A 16,451-nucleotide genomic window follows, 5' to 3' on the forward strand; every position below is an offset into this window, starting at 1 on the left:
GAGCGGTCTAACGGCGGCCGCGGGTCATCTCCACGCCCAGGTCCTGGATCTTCTTTCGCAGCGTGTTGCGGTTCAGGCCGAGGATCTCGGCCGCTCGCACCTGGTTGCCACGCGTGGCGGAGAGCGTCAGCTGAATCAGCGGGCGCTCCACCTCCTCCAGAATCCGGTCGTACAAGCCTGCTGGCGGCACGCCGTCGGGCTGGTCGGCGAAGTGTGAGGCCAGGTGGCGTTCGACCAGGGTCGACAGGGTGATCGGTCCTTCCTCGGACCGAATGGCCGGCGTGTGGTCCTGCAGCTCGCGATCGACGATGCGGGCGGTGATCAGCTCCTCGGCATAGAGGGCGCACATCCGGCGCATCAGGTTCTCGAGCTCGCGGACGTTACCGGGCCAGGGATGGGTCTTCAGGCGATCCAGGGCGCTTTGATCGATGGTCTTGGCCGGCAGACCTTCGCGCGCGGCGCGCAGCAGGAAGGTGCGCGCCAGGTCCGGAATATCCTCGGCCCGGTCGCGCAGCGGGGGCAGGCGCACCGGCGCGACGTTGAGGCGGAAGAACAGATCCTCGCGGAACAGACCCTGCTGGATCAGGCCGCGCAGGTCGCGATTTGTGGCGGCGATGATCCGTACGTTCGGGCGGCGGGCGGTCTTGGGATTGATCACCGGCTCGGTGCCGTCGATCACCCGCAGCAGGCGCGTCTGGGCGTCCAGCGGCATGTCGCCGATCTCGTCCAGGAACAGCGTGCCGCCGTCAGCCTCGACGAGCCGGCCGTTGTCGCCGTCGCCCCGGCCGAACAGCTCGACCTCGACGCGCTCGCGCGGCACGGCCGCCAGGTTCAGCACGACGAACTTACCGTCGCGACGGCGGCCCAGCTCGTGAAGGGCGCGGGCGACCAGCTCCTTGCCGGTGCCGCTTTCGCCGAGGATCAGGACCGTGAGGTCGGCCCCGACCAGGCGGGCGATGGTGCGATAGACCTCCTGCATCGGCGCCGAACGGCCGATCAGCGGCAGGCGCTCGTCGCGCATGGCGCGGGCCTGGGCCTTGGAGGCCTCGGCGTCGGCCGGTCGGGAGAGCGCCCGCCGCGCGGCGGCGGTGACGTCGTCCAGGTCGAAGGGCTTGGAGATGTATTCGAACGCGCCCGCATCGGCGGCGTTGACCGCCGTCAGCAAGGTGTTCTGGGCGCTCATCACGATGATCGGCAGCTTGGGCCGTTCCTTGCGGATACGCGGCAGCACGTCGAAGACGTTCTCGTCGGGCATCATCACATCGGTGACGACCAGGTCGCCTTCCCCGTCCGTGACCCACTTCAGCAGCGTTGTGGCGTTACCCGTGGCCCGGACCTGATAGCCCAGGCGGGTGAAGGCCTGGCTGAGCACCAGACGCACCGAGCTATCGTCGTCAGCGATCAGGATCTTCTTGCTCGCGGCGTTCATGCTCAGGCGTCTCCGAAGGCGGTTTCTGGGGCCCCGTTCTGGGGGGCGATAGGCAGCAGCACGCGGAACACGGTGCGGCCGGGCTCGGACTCGAAATCGATCAGGCCGCCATGGGCGGTGACGAGCTTGGTGACCAAGGCCAGGCCGAGGCCCGTGCCGTTGGCCTTGGTGGTCACGAAGGGCTGGAAGAGGTGATCACGCAGGCTGGCGGGAACGCCGGGGCCATTGTCGATCACCTTGATCTCGATCGGCGCGCCGCTCGCGCTCTTGCCGTCGGCTCCGCGCACCCGCACCCCTGGGCGCCAGGCGGTATGGATAGAGATCGTGCCCATGTCGTCGCCGCGCATGTGAGCGGCTTCGGCGGCGTTCTTGGTCAGGTTCAGGAAGATCTGGATCAGATGATCCTCATCGCCCCAAACCGCGGGGAGCGACGGGTCGTAGCTTTCCTTGAGCAGCAGGCCGTCGGCCACGCCGTTGGCGACCAGGGCCCGGACGCGGTCCAACACCTGGTGGATATTGACCGGCTCGCGTGGGGTCGGCGCCTGGTCGGAGAAGGCTTCCATGCGGTCGACGAGGCGGCGAATGCGATCGGTCTCGTCGACGATCAGCTGGGCCAGCGGTTGATCGACGGCGCTGGCGCCCGTCTTCAGCAGCTGGGCCGCGCCGCGAATGCCGGCCAATGGGTTCTTGATCTCATGAGCCAGCATCTTGCCCAGGCCCACCACAGAGCGCAGGCCGGCGGCGTCCGCGGCCTTGTCGACGCCCAGGACGCCCTTGACGTGCAGTGTCAGCAGCACCGAACCATCGCCCAGCGGCGCGGCGGCGCCATCGGCCTCGAACGGCGGCTGACCGAACAGATTGACCTCGACGCCGTGCTCGCGAACCAGCGCGCCCTCGAAGATCGCGCGATCCAGCAGCGAAACCAGCACCGAGCCGGGCGGCAGGGCGGCGCGGAAGCGACCTCGCGCCAGCAGCGAAAGGCCATGGCCGAACAGCGCCTCGGCCGCCTCGTTCACCGCCACCAACCCGCCGTCGCGGTCGACGACCAGAGCTGGCTCGGGACTGAGGTCGAAGGCGGCGGCCTTCAACGCCTCCGGAGCGATACCGCCCAATACGCGGGCTCGGTCGGTCATGCGGCTATTCTCCCGCCCACCAGCCACAGGTCGCGCAGGGCGACCTCCACGGCGGCGGGATCTTCAAGGCGGCACAGGGTGGCGCGGGCGGCCCGGCGCGCCTCGGCCGTCTCAGGCCAGGGCGCGGCTTCGATGTACGAGGCCAAGTGCTTGCGGAACATCTTCAGGCCCAGGCGCTCGCCGTAGAACTCGAGGCTGCGCCGGAAATGGGTGAGCGCGATGGCCAGGCGCTCCTCGGCTTGAGGTTCGGCGAATCCCCGGCCTTCGAGCGCGGCTTCGATCGCGCCGGCGATCCAGGGACGGCCGTAAACGCCGCGACCGATCATCACGCCGTCAGCGCCCGATTGCTCCAGCGCCATGCGGGCGCTGTCGCCATCGATGATGTCGCCATTGACCAGGACCGGCACCGAGACCGCCTTCTTCACCGCCGCGACAGCGGTCCAGTCGGCGACGCCCTTGTAGAACTGGTTGCGGGTGCGACCGTGCACCGTGATCGCCTTGGCGCCGACAGCCTCGGCCCGCGCCGCGATCTCCGGCGCATTCAAACTGGCGTCGTCCCAGCCCAGGCGCATCTTGACCGTCACGGGAACCTCGACGGCCGCGACGGCGGCGGCGACCAGGGCCTCGGCCAGATCGGGTTCGCGCATCAGGGCCGAGCCGCAGGCGGCGCCGGCGGCGACCTCCTTGGCCGGGCAGCCGAAATTCAGGTCGATGATCTCGGCCCCCGCCTCCTGGGCCATGCGCGCGCCCTGGGCCATGAACGCGATGTCGCGACCGACCAGTTGGATCACCGTCAGCGGCAGGCCTTCGCCCACCGCCGCGCGGCGCACGACATCGGGACGCCCCTTCGCGAATTCCGCGCTGGCCACCATTTCCGTTGCCACATAAGGCGCGCCCAGCGCCGTGGCCGTCTCTCTGAAGGGCAGATCCGAGATCCCGGTCATGGGTGCTATCCACACCCGACCAAGGACTTTGACCCCGCCAACCTCGAGCTTGTTGCTCATTTTGTAGTCATCCCCGTCGCCATCTTTTTAGGCATGTTGCGCGGCGCAGTAAAGCCCGGATCGCCAAACGGATCGCCCTTCCCGCTCGGCACGGGCTATGGACAAGCGCGGCGGTCGGACTAAACAGCGGCCATGATCTTTTCCGCCGTGATCGTCGCCGCCGGCTCGGGAACCCGGGCTGGACCGGGCCAGGCCAAGCAATGGCGGCTCCTGGCGGGTAGAGCGGTTCTGCGCTGGTCGGTCGAGGCCTTCCTATCCGCCGGCGCTTCCGATGTCGTCATCGTTACGACGGAAAACGGCGAAAAGGTGCTGGCCGAAGTGCTGTCCGGCCTGAACGGCTGGCGATCGGCGCGCGGCGGCGCGACTCGGGCCGAGTCGGTCCGAGCCGGCCTCGCCGCCCTGGCGCACCGCCCTGCCGACGAGCCGGTGCTCGTTCACGACGCCGCCCGCCCCCTCCTGACCGGCGCGACCATCCAGGGCGTGCTGAAGGCCCTCGCCGACGCGGACGCCGCCCTGCCCGCCCTGCCCGTCGCCGATACGTTGAAGCGCGCGGAGCCCGACCAGAACCCGATCACCACGTCCCGGGAGCACCTGTGGCGCGCCCAGACGCCTCAGGCCGCGCGCCGCAAGACCTTGCTCGACGCCTATGCCGCCTGGACCGGCGGCGAGCCGACCGACGACGCCCAGGTGGTCGAGGCCGCCGGCGGTCGCGTGGCCATCGCGCCGGGCGATCCGCTTCTGATGAAGCTCACCTATCCCGAGGACTTCGCCATGGCCGAACGGCTCGCCGGCGCCGCGCGCATCACCCGAGTTGGCCAGGGTTTCGACGCTCACCGTTGGGGCCCGGGCGAAGAGGTCTGGCTGTGCGGCGTGGCCATCAAGCACGACGAGACCCTGATCGGCCATTCGGACGCCGACGCGGGCCTGCACGCCCTGACCGACGCCATCCTGGGCGCGATCGGCGAGGGCGATATCGGCGACCACTTCCCGCCGACCGATCCGAAATGGAAGGGCGCGGCTTCCGACCAGTTCCTCAAGCACGCCGCCGAACTGGTCACCGCCAAGGGCGGTTCGATCGTCAATGTCGACGTGACCCTGATCTGCGAGCGCCCCAAGATCAAACCGCACCGTCAGGCCATGCGCGAGCGATTGGCGCAGATTCTCGACCTTCCGATCGACCGGGTCAGCGTCAAGGCGACCACGACCGAGAAGATGGGCTTTACAGGGCGCGGAGAGGGCCTGGCCGCATCCGCCGTCGTCGCGGTCGAGACGCCGGCCTGAACGGGCTAAGCTGGCCGCGCGAATCCGGAGAGGCTTATGTTCCCGCTGGAAATCCAGACCCTTGCCCGAATGCTGATCGACGAGGCGCGTGAAAAATCTTTGCGTCTGGTCGCGGCCGAAAGCTGCACGGGCGGCCTAGTGGCCGGCGCGATCTGTTCGATTTCTGGCGCCTCCGACGTCTTCGAGCGCGGCTTCGTCACCTACACCAACCGCGCCAAGTCCGAGATGTTGGGCGTGCCCGGCGACTTGATCGCCGACCATGGCGCGGTCTCCGAGCCCGTGGCGCGGATGATGGCCGAAGGCGCGCTGCGCGAGAGCAACAGCCACGTCGCCGTCGCCATCACCGGGATAGCCGGTCCTGGCGGCGGTACGCCGATGAAGCCCGTCGGCACGGTCCACTTCGCCGTAGCCCGGGCCAACCGCTCCGTCGTCCACCGGCACGAGCGGTTCGAGGGCGAGACCCGTGAGGCGGTGCAACTGGCGGCGGTGCGGACGGCGCTCGAAATGCTCCGTGAGGCGGTGGCCTAGTGCCGGAGACCGCGCCCAGCGACTGGAGACGCTTTACCGGCGGCAACCTCTCGCAACGGGCGCTGAAGGCCGCCGCCGCGCGCAAGACCGAGATCCGCCACGCCATCCGTGTCTCCGCCGCCGTCGGCGCGGCCTTCGCCCTGGCGACCCTGCTGCGTCTGCCGCAAGGCTATTGGGCCGTCTTCACGGCGGTCATCGTGGTTCAATCCAGCCTTGGCGCGACGATCACGGCCTCGATCGAGCGGTTCATGGGCACCGTCGTCGGGGCGCTGGCGGGCGCGGCGGCCGCCTATTTCCACGCGCGCTGGCCCGAATTCGGCGGCTTGATCCTGTGCGTGACCGTGGCGCTGCTGGCCTTCCTGGTCTCCGTGCGGCCGACGCTGAAAGTGGCTCCGGTCACGGCGGTGATCATGCTGATCGGCACGACCACCCACATGGACCCGTTGATCGCCGCGGCCCTGCGTGTCGCCGAGATCACGGTCGGCAGCCTCGTCGGCGTCGCGGCCACCCTGCTGATCTTCCCGGCGCGCGCCCATACCTCGGTGGTGGCCAGCGTCCAGACAATCGCCGGCCTGCAGGCGCACATCCTGGACAGTCATGTCCTGACGCTACGCGGGACGCCCGGCCCGACCGACTATCTCAAGGCCCAGGATGATCTGCGCGCGGCCCTGGCAAAGCTCCAGACCGCCGTGACCGAGGCCGACCGCGAGAGCGCCAGCAAGCTCAGCGACCGCTCGGTGTCCGAAGCCCTGCCCCGCACGCTCTGGCGACTCAGGAACGACACGGTGATGGTCGGGCGGACGCTGCATGAGCCCCTGCCCGCCGCGGACCTCGCTCCCGCCGCCGCCGACATGCTGGAAGCCAGCGCCCGTTTCCTGCGCGGCACGGCCGACCTGTTGGCCGGCGGCGCGCGTCCAGACCGCATCGCCTTCGCCGAGGCGCATGTGGCGTTCCAGATCTGCGTTGAGGGGCTGCGCGAGAAGGGCGTGACCCGCGATCTCGAATTCGACGACGCCGCGCGTGTGTTCGGACTGGTGTTCGCGATCGAGAACCTGTTCGCCAACCTCGGCGACTTCGAGGAGCGGATCGAGGAGACGGCCGGAAGGAAGGGCTAGGCTTTCGCGCCGTAGATCTGGCGCGCCCGGTCCTCGAAGCACTGGATCAGCTTGTTGGCGGCCTTGTCGATGTTGGCGGCCAGCAGCTTGTCCAGCATCGCCGACTTGAAAGCGAAATCGATCACGAACTCGACGCGGGTGACCTCGCCGTCCGGTACGAAGCGCCAGCCGTTGGCCAGGCGCTTGAAGGGCCCGTACAGCAGGCTGACGTCGATGCTCAGCGCCTCGCGGTCCCGGCGGACCCGGGTGGCGAACTTCTCGCGCAGAAACGAGAACCCGACCTGGGCCTCGGCGTCCAGCGTACTGACGGCGCCGTCGACGCGGCCATTCCAGGTGCGCATGCCGGTGATCCACGGCACGAACCGGGGATAGGCCTCGACGTCGCCGACCAACTCGAACAGCTGGTCCGGCGCGTACGGGAGCAAGCGCGTTACAGTATGCCGGTGCAAGGCCTTACGCCGAGCGGGCGTCGAGGGCGCGCCGCGCCGCCTGCAGCTTGGCGAAGTCATCGCCGGCGTGGTGCGACGAGCGGGTCAGGGGGCTGGACGAGACCATCAGGAAGCCCTTGGCCCGGGCGATCGCCTCATAGGCCTTGAACTCTTCCGGCGTCACGAACCGGTCGATCGCCGCGTGCTTGCGGGTCGGCTGCAGGTATTGGCCGATGGTGATGAAGTCGACGCCGGCCGAGCGCATGTCGTCCATGACCTGCATGACCTCTTCCTTGGTTTCACCCAGGCCGACCATCAGGCCGGACTTGGTGAACTGGGAGGGATCGCGCTGCTTCACGCGGTCTAGCAGGCGCAGCGAGTTGTAATAGCGGGCGCCTGGACGGATCTTCAGATAGAGCCGCGGCACGGTCTCGAGATTGTGGTTGAAGACGTCCGGCTTGGCGTCGATCACCACGTTCTCGGCGCTGTCCTTGCGCAGGAAGTCCGGCGTCAGGATCTCGATGGTCGTGCCCGGGGCGGCCGCGCGGATGGCGGTGACGACCTCGGCGAAGTGGCGGGCGCCGCCGTCGATCAGGTCGTCGCGGTCCACCGAGGTGATGACCACGTGCTTGAGGCCCATCTTGGCGACGGCCTCGGCCACGCGGCGCGGCTCGTCGGGGTCAAGCTGGGTCGGCAGACCGGTGGTGACATTGCAGAAGGCGCAGGCGCGGGTGCAGATCTCGCCCATGATCATCATGGTCGCGTGCTTCTGGCTCCAGCACTCGCCAATGTTCGGGCAGGCCGCTTCCTCGCAGACCGTGGTCAGCTTGTGCTCGCGCACGATGCTCTTGGTCTCGTTGTACTGCCCCGAGCCAGGCGCGCGCACGCGCAGCCACTCGGGTTTGCGGAGCACCGGCGTATCGGGGCGGTTCTGCTTTTCGGGATGGCGCGCCGCTCGGTCTTCCGAGCCGCGAGCCTTCAGGGTGTCGATCACCGTGGCCATGGCGCCTAAATCGGTCTTCTTGGCCTCGGGATCAAGCGCTTGATCTTGCTTAAGAGCGCGACGCGCGAAATGACTGGGCCATATGCGTCGCCGCCTGTTCGTTGTCGCCCTGGCTCTCATCGTCTCCGCCTGCGGTGACGGGGCCTCGCGCGCGCCGTTCGCCGACACCCACACGCCGCCGTCGCTGGGGTCCCGCTTCTATCCGCCGCAGGGCTGGAGCTGGGGCTTCGTTCGCAGTGGAGAGGGTCTGGTGCAGCGCTACGGCGTCACCGCGCCGCCGGTGGCGTCCCGCGCCACCGTGCTGATCCTGACCGGCTACGGCGAAAGCGCCGAGAAATGGTTCGAGACTGTTTCGGACCTTACAGCCCAAGGCTTCACGGTCTGGGTGCTGGAGCGCCAGGGCCAGGGCGGGTCCGGGCGCGCCACACCTTGGCGCGACCTTGGCCATGCCGACAGCTTCGAACCGGATGTCGCGGTCGTCCGCGCCATGACCAAGGCGGTGATCCGCCCCCGAGGCGATACGCCATTCGTGGTCATCGGCCACGCCGACGGCGGCCTTGTCGCTCTCCGCGCGGCGCAGGAAGGCTTGCCGATGGATGGCCTGGTGCTGTCCTCACCCGCGTTCGGCCTGGCCGCCCTGCCCCGATCCCGCGCCGACTTCGCCCGTTTCACGCCGGCGATGCGCACCCTGCGGCTCGGTTGGATCCGCACCCCCGACCAGCCGAACTGGCGGCGAGACACCCCAGACGACTTCGCGGGCGGGCGCACCCACGACGCGGCGCGCGGCAAGGTGCAAGCGGCCTGGATGCTGGCCAATCCGGATCTGCGCATGGGCGGACGCAGCCTGGGCTGGTTCGCCGCCTTCTTCGACGCCTCCGAGGCGGCCGCCCGCGACGCCCGCAAGGTCGCTCCGCCCGTGCTGATGCTGGACGCAGGCCGAGACACGGTCGTCACCGCCACGCCCCAGACCCGGCTCTGCGCGGCGATGAAGAAGTGCAGAGAGGTGCGAAATCCCGCCTCCGGCCACGACCCGCACATGGAATCGGACGCCGTCCGCGCCCTTTGGCTGGCGGCGATCGTCGACTTCATCCGAAGCCCAGACCTCGCCGCCGCCCTGCCCCACAAGGCCGAACCTCACGGTTCATGACTCTTTCTTGCAAAGCTGGACCTTCCCCGGCAGACTCGGCGTTTAACGAAAGCGACTTACGCTTTTCGGGGAGGTTTCGCCGGTATGGCGGTAGCTTACGATGCGCGAAATGGCCACAAAGCCATCTTCGACGCCCTTATCGACGCTCGCGACAAGTATGGCGCCAAGAAACCGATCCTGGAGGACCAGGACCGTAATCCGCTCAGCTATACAGACCTGATCCGCGCCAGTTTCGCGCTCGGTCGCAAGATCGCCGCCATGACGAAGCCCGGTGAGAACGTCGGCGTGCTGCTGCCCTCGGGTTCGGGCTCGGTCGTGACCTTCTTCGCCCTGCATGCCTTCGGCCGCGTTCCGACCATGCTGAACTTCACGGCCGGCCTGCGGAATATCAGGGCCGCCTGCAAGCTGGCCAAGGTCAAGCGCGTGCTGACCGCTCACAAGTTCATCGAACTGGGCAAGCTGCACGACATCGTCGACGCCATCGGCGCCCATGCCGAGATCACCTATCTGGAAGACGTGCGTGGCACGATCGGCCTGCCGGACAAGCTGTTCGCCGCCGCGGCAGGGTTCTTCCCGCGCCAATTCCGCGCGCCGGCCAAACCGTCCGACAAGGGCGTGGTCCTGTTCACCTCCGGCAGCTTCGGCGCGCCGCGCGGCGTGGTGCTGACCCAGGAGAACCTGGTCCAGAACGCCATGCAGATCGCGGCTCACATCGAGCTCGATCCGGACTGGGTGATGTTCAACCCCCTGCCCGTCTTCCACTGCTTTGGCCTGACCGGCGGGGTGATCCTGCCGATCCTGACCGGCATGAAGGCGTTCCAGTATCCCTCACCGCTGCATACCAAGCAGATCCCGCCGCTGATCAAGGACGCCAAGGCCTCGATCCTGCTGGCCACCGACACCTTCGTGAACCAGTACGCGCGCGCCTCGGACGCCGACGAACTGGGCGGATTGAAGTTCATCGTCTGCGGCGCCGAGAAGGTCCGCGACGAGACGCACGCTCTGATCGCCGAACGCTTTGGCGGCGTGCCCGTGCTGGAAGGCTATGGCGCCACCGAAGCCTCGCCGGTCATCGCCGTCAATAAACCCAACGACAATCGCCCTGGCACGGTGGGCGGGCTGCTGCCCGGCCAGGAGACCCGCATCGAGCCGGTCGAAGGCATCACGGGCGGCGGCCGCTTCTTCGTGCGCGGCCCCAACATCATGGCCGGCTATCTGCGCGAGGACGGCGGCGTCGACGCGCCCGAGGATGGCTGGCACGACACCGGCGACGTGGTCGCCATGACCGACGACCAGTGGATCACCATCAAGGGGCGCGTGAAGCGCTTCGCCAAGATCGGGGGCGAGATGGTTTCCCTGACCGCCGCCGAGGATCTGGCCTCGGCCGTCTGGCCCGATGGCCGCCATGCGGTGATCTCGATGCCCGACAAGAAGAAGGGCGAGAAGCTGGTCCTGGTCACCGACCGTCACGACGCGGATGTCGGCCCTCTGGTGGCCCATGCGCAGACGATCGGCGCACCGGAACTGGCCGTGCCGCGCAAGATTCTCAAGGTGCCGCAGGTGCCGGTCCTGGGCAGCGGAAAGACCGACTACGTCGCGATCCAGCGCATGGCCGAGACCGACACGCGGGCGGCCTAGACCTTCAAGGTCCGGAGGCTCTGAACAGACGCCGCCGGACTACTCCTTTCAGTTTGTGAGTAAGCGTCGAGCCGAGGGGGCTCTCTGCGTTCGCATCAAGAGGGAATAGACATGGAACGTCTCGTCGTCTGGGCGCCGCGCGTGCTCAGCCTGCTTCGCATCATCGCCGCCCTGCTCTTCATGGAGCATGGCCTCATGAAGGTCTTCCACTTCCCAGCCGCCCAGCCGGGCGTGTCGGATCCGCTGCCGCCGATGCTGGTCGCCGCCGCCTGGTTGGAGATCATCGGCGGAGGACTGTTGGTGCTGGGCCTGTTCACACGGCCCGTGGCCTTCATCCTGTCGGGCCAGATGGCCGTGGCCTATTTCCTGGTCCACGCCAGCCAGGGCTTCTGGCCCGCGCTCAACAAGGGCGAACCGGCGATCCTGTTCTGCTTCATCTTCCTCTATCTGGTGTTCCAGGGCCCCGGCGCTTGGAGCCTGGACGCCCAGATGCGCAAGCGTCCCTAGAAGGTCGCGCCCAGGGCTTCCAGCTCAGCTCGGAAGCCCTGCTTGCGACCGTGCATGGCGCGCAGGTCGGCGACGAAAGCGGCGTGGTCGGGATACTCGCCATAGTCGGCGATCATGACCGACAGCGACTCCGCCTCCAGCAGCTGGCGCGCGACCTCGGCATACCGAGCCGCGACGCCGTAAGTCAGGACATATTGGATCGAGGCGCGTAGCAGCAGCGTCGCCGCCAGCGGATAGGCGCCCTCGATCCGACGCGCGGCCTCAGCCATCAGGGTGTCGTCCGCGCCATTGATCTCGCCCGACCGAGCCAGCACCAGGCGGGAGGCCGCCGCCAGATCGGGCCATGAGACCAGGAAGGCCAGCGCCGTGTCGAAGCGCGGGAAACGCTTGGCGACCGCCTTGGCCTGATCCTCGGCCTCGACGTCGTCGAAGTCCGGCAAGCCCTTCAGATAGGCCCGCAGGCGCGGGATCGACAGCGTGGCCTCGAAGTCCGCCCAGCGACGCTTCTGGGCTTCCTCGTGGTGTCCAGAGGCTTCCAGGGCGTCGAGCATCGCCTCTTCCCAGGCGGCCCGCTCTTCGAGGCTGCTCTGGTGGCGACCGCGCTGCTCGCTCGGCGCTCCGGCCTGCAGCGTGGCCAGGGCCTCCTCGGCGCGCCCGGCGGCCAGCAGCCGTCGGGCGATCTCGGCCGAAACCAGGGGCGTGCGGCGCAGGTCGGGCGCGAAAGTGGCCTCGAAGGCGTCGACGTCGCCACTGGCGTCGGCCAGGCGGCGCAGGGCGTCCTTGTAGACCGCGGCCATGGGGTCGGGTCCCCTGAGCCGCTTGGCGTTGACGGCCAGGACTGTTTCCAGAACCTGCCGCAGGTGGGCTTGGCCCTGCGCCCCCATGGCCGGGGCCAGGGCGCCCGCCAGCGGGCCCATCTGAGCGTGGTAGTCGGTCGCCAGGAGCTTGGCGGTGCGTTCCGCCAAGGCGATGGGCTCAGGTACGGCCTTTTCGGCGATGACGCCGATCGCATCGCGGGCGGCCAGGAAGACATCGCCGATCGGTCCTTCGACCTGGCTGAGACGATCCAGGGTCGGGGACGCCAAATCCAGGAGATCCAGCATCAGATCAAGCGCGGCGGTCGGGTCATCCTCGGCCAGCCGCTCGATCATCCGCCGATGCAGGTCGAGATCGCGGGCGAAGGCCACGCGCTTGCGCCAATGGATCCGCGAGGAGGACTTGCCGATGGTGGCGAGGCGCTTGGAAACCTCCAGCGCCAGCCCCTCGCCCCCCGCCTCGGCGAACAGCTCCAGTCGCAGCACGCGCTTGACGTGACTGTCGCTGGAGAGGTCGAGCAGGATGGCGGCCAGGCGTTCGGGGCCGAGGTCGACCAGATTGGCCTCGGAGAGGGTCGTCTTGGACCCTTTCCTGACCTTGGCTGGCTTCTCGCCCGTCGTCGTCGCGGCCTTGCGCGCCATCCAGCCCCCTCAAGAGGTCCTAGATGTGCAGGACGCGGCCGTAGGCGTCCAGCGCGGCTTCGTGCATGGCTTCCGACATGGTCGGGTGGGCGTAGACGATGCCGTGCAGGTCCTCCTCGGTGGCCTCCAGGGTGATCGCCGTGACGAAGCCCTGGATCATCTCGGTCACCTCGTGGCCGATCATGTGCGCGCCGATCAGCGCGCCGGTCTTGGCGTCGAACACGGTCTTCACGAAGCCCTCGATCTCGCCGGCGGCCACGGCCTTGCCGTTGACCTTGAACGGGAAGCGACCGGCCTTGACCTCAATACCCGCCGCCTTGGCGCCGGCTTCGGTGTAGCCCACCGAGGCGACCTGCGGGTTGGCGTAGGTGCAGCCCGGGATCGGCGAGTTGACGTTCGGGGTCTTGTAGCCAGCGATGGCCTCGGCGGCGTGAATGCCTTCATGGCTGGCCTTGTGGGCGAGCCAGGGGGCGCCAGCGACGTCGCCGATCGCATAGAGGCCCGGGACGTTGGTCTTGCAGTGCTTGTCGGTGACGACGTGACCGCGATCCAGGTTCAGGCCGACAGCGTCCACGCCTTCGCTGTTCGGCGCGATGCCGACGGCGACGATGCACTTCTCGGCGGTCAGCTGCTCGATCTTGCCGCCGACGTCGACCGTGACGGAGACGCCGTCCTTGGTTTTCTCGACCTTGCTGACCTTGGCGCCGATGCGGAACTTGATGCCGCGCTTTTCGAAGGCCTTCTGGGCGGCCTTGGAAACCTCGGCGTCCTCGACCGGCATGATGCGGTCGATGGCTTCCACGACGGTCACCTCGGCGCCAAGGGCGCGGTAGAAGCTGGCGAACTCGATGCCGATGGCGCCCGAGCCGATCACGACCAGCGACTTGGGCATGGTCTTGGGCGCCAGGGCGTCACGATAGGTCCAGATCTTGTCGCCGTCCGAGACCGCACCGATGGCCGGGATTTCGCGAGCGCGGGCGCCGCTGGCCAGGATGACGTTCTTGGCCTGGACCGTGCGGCTGCCGCCGGCCTTCAGGGCGATGACGAGCTTGGGCGCCGGATTGCCCTTCTCGAGCTTGGCCTCGCCCTCGATGACCTCGATCTTGTGCTTCTTCATCAGGTAGGCGATGCCGCCCGACATGGTCTTGGCCACGCCGCGCGAGCGGTCGATGATCTTGGCGAAGTCGAAGGCGGGCTTCTCGACCGACAGGCCGTAGGAATCCAGGTGCGACAGCTGCTCGAAGATCTCGCCCGACTTCAGCAGGGCCTTGGTGGGGATGCAGCCCCAGTTCAGACAGATGCCGCCCAGGTTCTCGCGCTCGACGATGGCCGTCTTCAGGCCCAGTTGGCTGGCGCGGATCGCGGCCACATAGCCGCCAGGACCGGCGCCGATGACGACGACATCGAATTCCGTGGACATGTTCATCTTACCCTAGCTTGGACGTCGTCCGGGAGAGAAAGCCGGACGGCCTAGATCGATCGGCCTGCAAGCCGATCCGGGAGAAACTAAAGCAGCGCCTCGACCGCGACCTTGAGGTCTTCGGGCTTCACGGTCGGCGCGAAACGCTCGACGACCTCGCCGTCCTTGCCGATCAGGAACTTGGTGAAGTTCCACTTGATCGCCTCGGTGCCCAAGACGCCCTTCTGCTCCTTCTTGAGGAAGCGGTAGAGCGGATGGGCGTCGGCGCCGTTGACGTCGATCTTGCTCATCACCGGGAAGGTCACGTCGTAGGTCAGCGAGCAGAAGCTGGCGATCTCTTCGGCGTTTCCCGGCTCCTGAGCGCCGAACTGATTGCAGGGGAAGGCCAGGACCGTGAAGCCGCGATCCTTGTGAGCCTTGTAGAGCGCTTCGAGGCCTTCGTACTGGGGCGTGAACCCGCATTTGCTCGCGGTGTTCACGATCAGCAGCACCTGGCCGCGATAGTCGGCCAGGTTCACGTCCTGGCCGTCCAGCGTCTGGGCCGAGTAGTCGTAGACCGACATGGCGCTCTCTCCCCGCGTCCTGACTTAGACGATCAGGGTCAGCGGCTCTTCGATCAGCGGCTTGAAGGCCGCCAGGAACTTGGCGCCGATCGAGCCGTCGACCACGCGGTGATCGCAGGTCAGGGTGATGGTCATCACCGTGGCCACGGCCAGTTGGCCGTTCTTGACCACGGCGCGCTGCTCGCCGGCGCCCACGCTCATGATCGCGCCTTGCGGCTCGTTGATGATCGAGGCGAACGACTTGATGCCGAACATGCCCAGGTTCGAGATCGAGAAGGTGCCGCCCTGGAATTCCTCGGGCTTCAGCTTCTTGGACTTCGCGCGGGCCGCCAGGTCCTTCATCTCGTTGGAGATCTGGGCCAGGCCCTTGGTCTCGGCGGCGCGGATGATCGGGGTGATAAGGCCGCCGTCCACGGCCACGGCGACGGCGATGTCGGCGTGGTGGTGCATGGCGATGCCTTCCGGCGTGTAGCTGGCGTTGGCTTCCGGCACCTGCTTCAGGGCCACGGCGGCGGCCTTGATGACGATGTCGTTGACCGAGACCTTCACGCCCTGCTTTTCCAGCAGGCTGTTGATCTTGGCGCGCGCCGCCAGCAGGGCGTCGATCTCGAGATCGATCTGCAGCGGGAAGTGCGGGATATCGCGGAAGCTGTCCGTCATGCGACGGGCGATGGTCTTGCGCATGCCGTCCAGCGGCACGAGGTCGTAGGAGCCGGCGGGGATGCCCATCTGCTCCAGCGACTGGACCTGACGCGGCGCGGCGGCGGCCGGAGCAGCGGCGGAGGGCGCGGCCGGAGCGGCCTTGGCCGCGGGAGCGCCACCCTTGGCGGCGTCGACATCGGACTTGACCACGCGGCCGTGCGGGCCGGTGCCCTTGATGCTCTTCAGGTCCAGGCCGGCGGCCGAAGCCAGGCGGCGCGCCAGCGGCGAAGCCAGGACGCGCGAGCCGTCGGCGGCGACCGGAGCGGGCGCGGCGGGAGCCGGGGCGGCGGCGGGAGCAGCGGCCGCGGCCGGCGCGGCAGCAGCCTTAGGCGCTTCAGCCTTCGGGGCCGGCGCGGGGCTGTCACCCTCGCCCGCCAGCTTGGCGATCAGGGCGTTGACCTTGACGTTCTCGGTCCCGGCGTCGACCAGGATGGCCTCGACCACGCCCTCATCGACGGCTTCGACTTCCATCGTGGCCTTGTCGGTTTCGATCTCGGCGATCACGTCGCCGGCCTTGACGGTGTCGCCGACCTTGACGTGCCACTTGGCGAGGGTTCCCTCCTCCATGGTGGGCGACAGAGCGGGCATCAGGATGTCGATCGACATTGAGCTTCTTCCTCAAGCGTTCGGGACGGCTTCGACCAAGGTGGTCGGCGTCCATTTGGCCTTGCGACGGGCAAGGCGTTGTTCGTCCGTTTCGTCGTGATAGTCCAGCCGTTCGGGCTCGCGTCCGTCAAATCCGGGCAGGCCGGTTCCGACGATATTGAGCGTCGCATAGGCCTGGCCGTCGTCTTCGATCATCGCGGCGATGTAGCAGGCGCACTCGCGGCAGATCAGGAAATCGACGACACGACGACCGAAGCGGTAGCGATGCAACGCTCCCGGCGCGGCCGCGATGTGCAGGCGACTGTCCGGATGGCTGGTCGTCCGACCGCCCTGACGGCGGCAGAACTGGCACTGACAGGCGCGAAGCGGTAGCTCGCCCAAAGGCTTGCCCGGTTCGAGCTGCACGTGCACCGCGCCGCAATGGCAGGAGCCGTTCAGGACCGTCATCAGCGCCCCCTCGCCCGCTCACGCGGGCCGTGGCCTTCGTGAG

15 protein-coding genes and 2 pseudogenes are annotated in these 16,451 nt (G+C 68.1%); 6 read left to right on the forward strand and 11 right to left on the reverse strand.

Features of this window, described 5'->3' with window-relative positions; translation table 11 throughout:
- Window positions 1-7: 7 nt before the first annotated feature.
- Genes AC1RRV_RS19240 through dusB form a run of 3 tightly spaced genes read right to left on the reverse strand, consistent with a single transcriptional unit; the run spans window position 8 to window position 3,566 of the window.
- Window positions 8-1,429 (reverse strand): sigma 54-interacting transcriptional regulator, encoded by a 1,422-nt coding sequence (locus AC1RRV_RS19240; RefSeq protein WP_492861251.1) that lies wholly within the window; start codon window positions 1,427-1,429, stop codon window positions 8-10.
- A gap of 2 nt (window positions 1,430-1,431) precedes the next feature.
- Window positions 1,432-2,562 carry a two-component system sensor histidine kinase NtrB gene (locus AC1RRV_RS19245; RefSeq protein WP_492861252.1) on the reverse strand — a complete coding sequence of 377 codons (1,131 nt, stop codon included), beginning with the start codon at window positions 2,560-2,562 and terminating at the stop codon, window positions 1,432-1,434.
- The gene (dusB, locus tag AC1RRV_RS19250) at window positions 2,559-3,566 is read right to left on the reverse strand and encodes a tRNA dihydrouridine synthase DusB (protein WP_492861253.1); all 1,008 of its coding nucleotides are present in this window, start codon (window positions 3,564-3,566) and stop codon (window positions 2,559-2,561) included. Before dusB ends, AC1RRV_RS19245 begins: the two co-directional genes overlap by 4 nt.
- Window positions 3,567-3,698: 132 nt before the next feature.
- On the opposite strand from dusB, the gene AC1RRV_RS19255 reads away from it, so the two are divergent.
- Genes AC1RRV_RS19255 through AC1RRV_RS19265 form a run of 3 tightly spaced genes read left to right on the forward strand, consistent with a single transcriptional unit; the run spans window position 3,699 to window position 6,490 of the window.
- Window positions 3,699-4,847 carry a bifunctional 2-C-methyl-D-erythritol 4-phosphate cytidylyltransferase/2-C-methyl-D-erythritol 2,4-cyclodiphosphate synthase gene (locus tag AC1RRV_RS19255; protein WP_492861254.1) on the forward strand — a complete coding sequence of 383 codons (1,149 nt, stop codon included), beginning with the start codon at window positions 3,699-3,701 and terminating at the stop codon, window positions 4,845-4,847.
- Window positions 4,848-4,883: 36 nt separating this feature from the next.
- Window positions 4,884-5,375 carry a CinA family protein gene (locus tag AC1RRV_RS19260; protein WP_492861255.1) on the forward strand — a complete coding sequence of 164 codons (492 nt, stop codon included), beginning with the start codon at window positions 4,884-4,886 and terminating at the stop codon, window positions 5,373-5,375.
- On the forward strand, window positions 5,375-6,490 hold the full coding sequence (locus AC1RRV_RS19265) for an FUSC family protein (RefSeq protein ID WP_492861256.1): 1,116 nt from the start codon (window positions 5,375-5,377) through the stop codon (window positions 6,488-6,490). The genes AC1RRV_RS19260 and AC1RRV_RS19265 overlap by 1 nt, the downstream gene beginning before the upstream one ends.
- On the opposite strand, the gene AC1RRV_RS19270 is transcribed toward AC1RRV_RS19265, so the two are convergent.
- Window positions 6,487-6,939: a type II toxin-antitoxin system RatA family toxin gene (locus tag AC1RRV_RS19270; protein ID WP_492861257.1), complete on the reverse strand. Its 453-nt coding sequence runs from the start codon at window positions 6,937-6,939 to the stop codon at window positions 6,487-6,489. The genes AC1RRV_RS19265 and AC1RRV_RS19270 overlap by 4 nt on opposite strands.
- A gap of 4 nt (window positions 6,940-6,943) precedes the next feature.
- Window positions 6,944-7,921, reverse strand: a complete 978-nt coding sequence (lipA, locus tag AC1RRV_RS19275) for a lipoyl synthase (RefSeq protein WP_492861258.1) — start codon at window positions 7,919-7,921, stop codon at window positions 6,944-6,946.
- Between the two features lie 82 nt (window positions 7,922-8,003).
- On the opposite strand from lipA, the gene AC1RRV_RS19280 reads away from it, so the two are divergent.
- The 3 genes from AC1RRV_RS19280 to AC1RRV_RS19290 all read left to right on the forward strand — a co-directional run bounded on the left by AC1RRV_RS19280 (window position 8,004) and on the right by AC1RRV_RS19290 (window position 11,213).
- Window positions 8,004-9,068: an alpha/beta fold hydrolase gene (locus tag AC1RRV_RS19280; protein WP_492861259.1), complete on the forward strand. Its 1,065-nt coding sequence runs from the start codon at window positions 8,004-8,006 to the stop codon at window positions 9,066-9,068.
- Window positions 9,069-9,152: 84 nt separating this feature from the next.
- Window positions 9,153-10,706 carry an AMP-binding protein gene (locus tag AC1RRV_RS19285; protein ID WP_492861260.1) on the forward strand — a complete coding sequence of 518 codons (1,554 nt, stop codon included), beginning with the start codon at window positions 9,153-9,155 and terminating at the stop codon, window positions 10,704-10,706.
- A 111-nt stretch (window positions 10,707-10,817) separates the two neighbouring features.
- Window positions 10,818-11,213, forward strand: coding sequence for a DoxX family protein (locus tag AC1RRV_RS19290; protein WP_492861261.1), 396 nt, complete (start codon window positions 10,818-10,820; stop codon window positions 11,211-11,213).
- On the opposite strand, the gene AC1RRV_RS19295 is transcribed toward AC1RRV_RS19290, so the two are convergent.
- The 6 genes and pseudogenes from AC1RRV_RS19295 to AC1RRV_RS19320 form a co-directional block, all read right to left on the reverse strand.
- Window positions 11,210-12,670: a DUF6880 family protein gene (locus AC1RRV_RS19295; RefSeq protein ID WP_492861262.1), complete on the reverse strand. Its 1,461-nt coding sequence runs from the start codon at window positions 12,668-12,670 to the stop codon at window positions 11,210-11,212. The two genes, AC1RRV_RS19290 and AC1RRV_RS19295, sit on opposite strands and share 4 nt — an antisense overlap.
- 19 nt (window positions 12,671-12,689) lie before the next feature.
- Window positions 12,690-14,090 carry a dihydrolipoyl dehydrogenase gene (gene lpdA, locus AC1RRV_RS19300; RefSeq protein ID WP_492861263.1) on the reverse strand — a complete coding sequence of 467 codons (1,401 nt, stop codon included), beginning with the start codon at window positions 14,088-14,090 and terminating at the stop codon, window positions 12,690-12,692.
- An 86-nt stretch (window positions 14,091-14,176) separates the two neighbouring features.
- Window positions 14,177-14,653, reverse strand: a complete 477-nt coding sequence (locus AC1RRV_RS19305) for a glutathione peroxidase (RefSeq protein ID WP_492861264.1) — start codon at window positions 14,651-14,653, stop codon at window positions 14,177-14,179.
- A 24-nt stretch (window positions 14,654-14,677) separates the two neighbouring features.
- On the reverse strand, window positions 14,678-15,961 hold the full coding sequence (locus AC1RRV_RS19310) for a pyruvate dehydrogenase complex dihydrolipoamide acetyltransferase (protein ID WP_492861265.1): 1,284 nt from the start codon (window positions 15,959-15,961) through the stop codon (window positions 14,678-14,680).
- A 12-nt stretch (window positions 15,962-15,973) separates the two neighbouring features.
- Window positions 15,974-16,057 (reverse strand): annotated as a pseudogene (locus AC1RRV_RS19315) (aldehyde-activating protein); the annotation flags it as partial.
- 75 nt (window positions 16,058-16,132) lie between these two features.
- Window positions 16,133-16,408: pseudogene (locus AC1RRV_RS19320) on the reverse strand (GFA family protein); the annotation flags it as partial.
- Between the last annotated feature and the right edge of the window lie 43 nt (window positions 16,409-16,451).

The organism is Caulobacter sp. GW821-FHT11E10 (assembly GCF_058808375.1).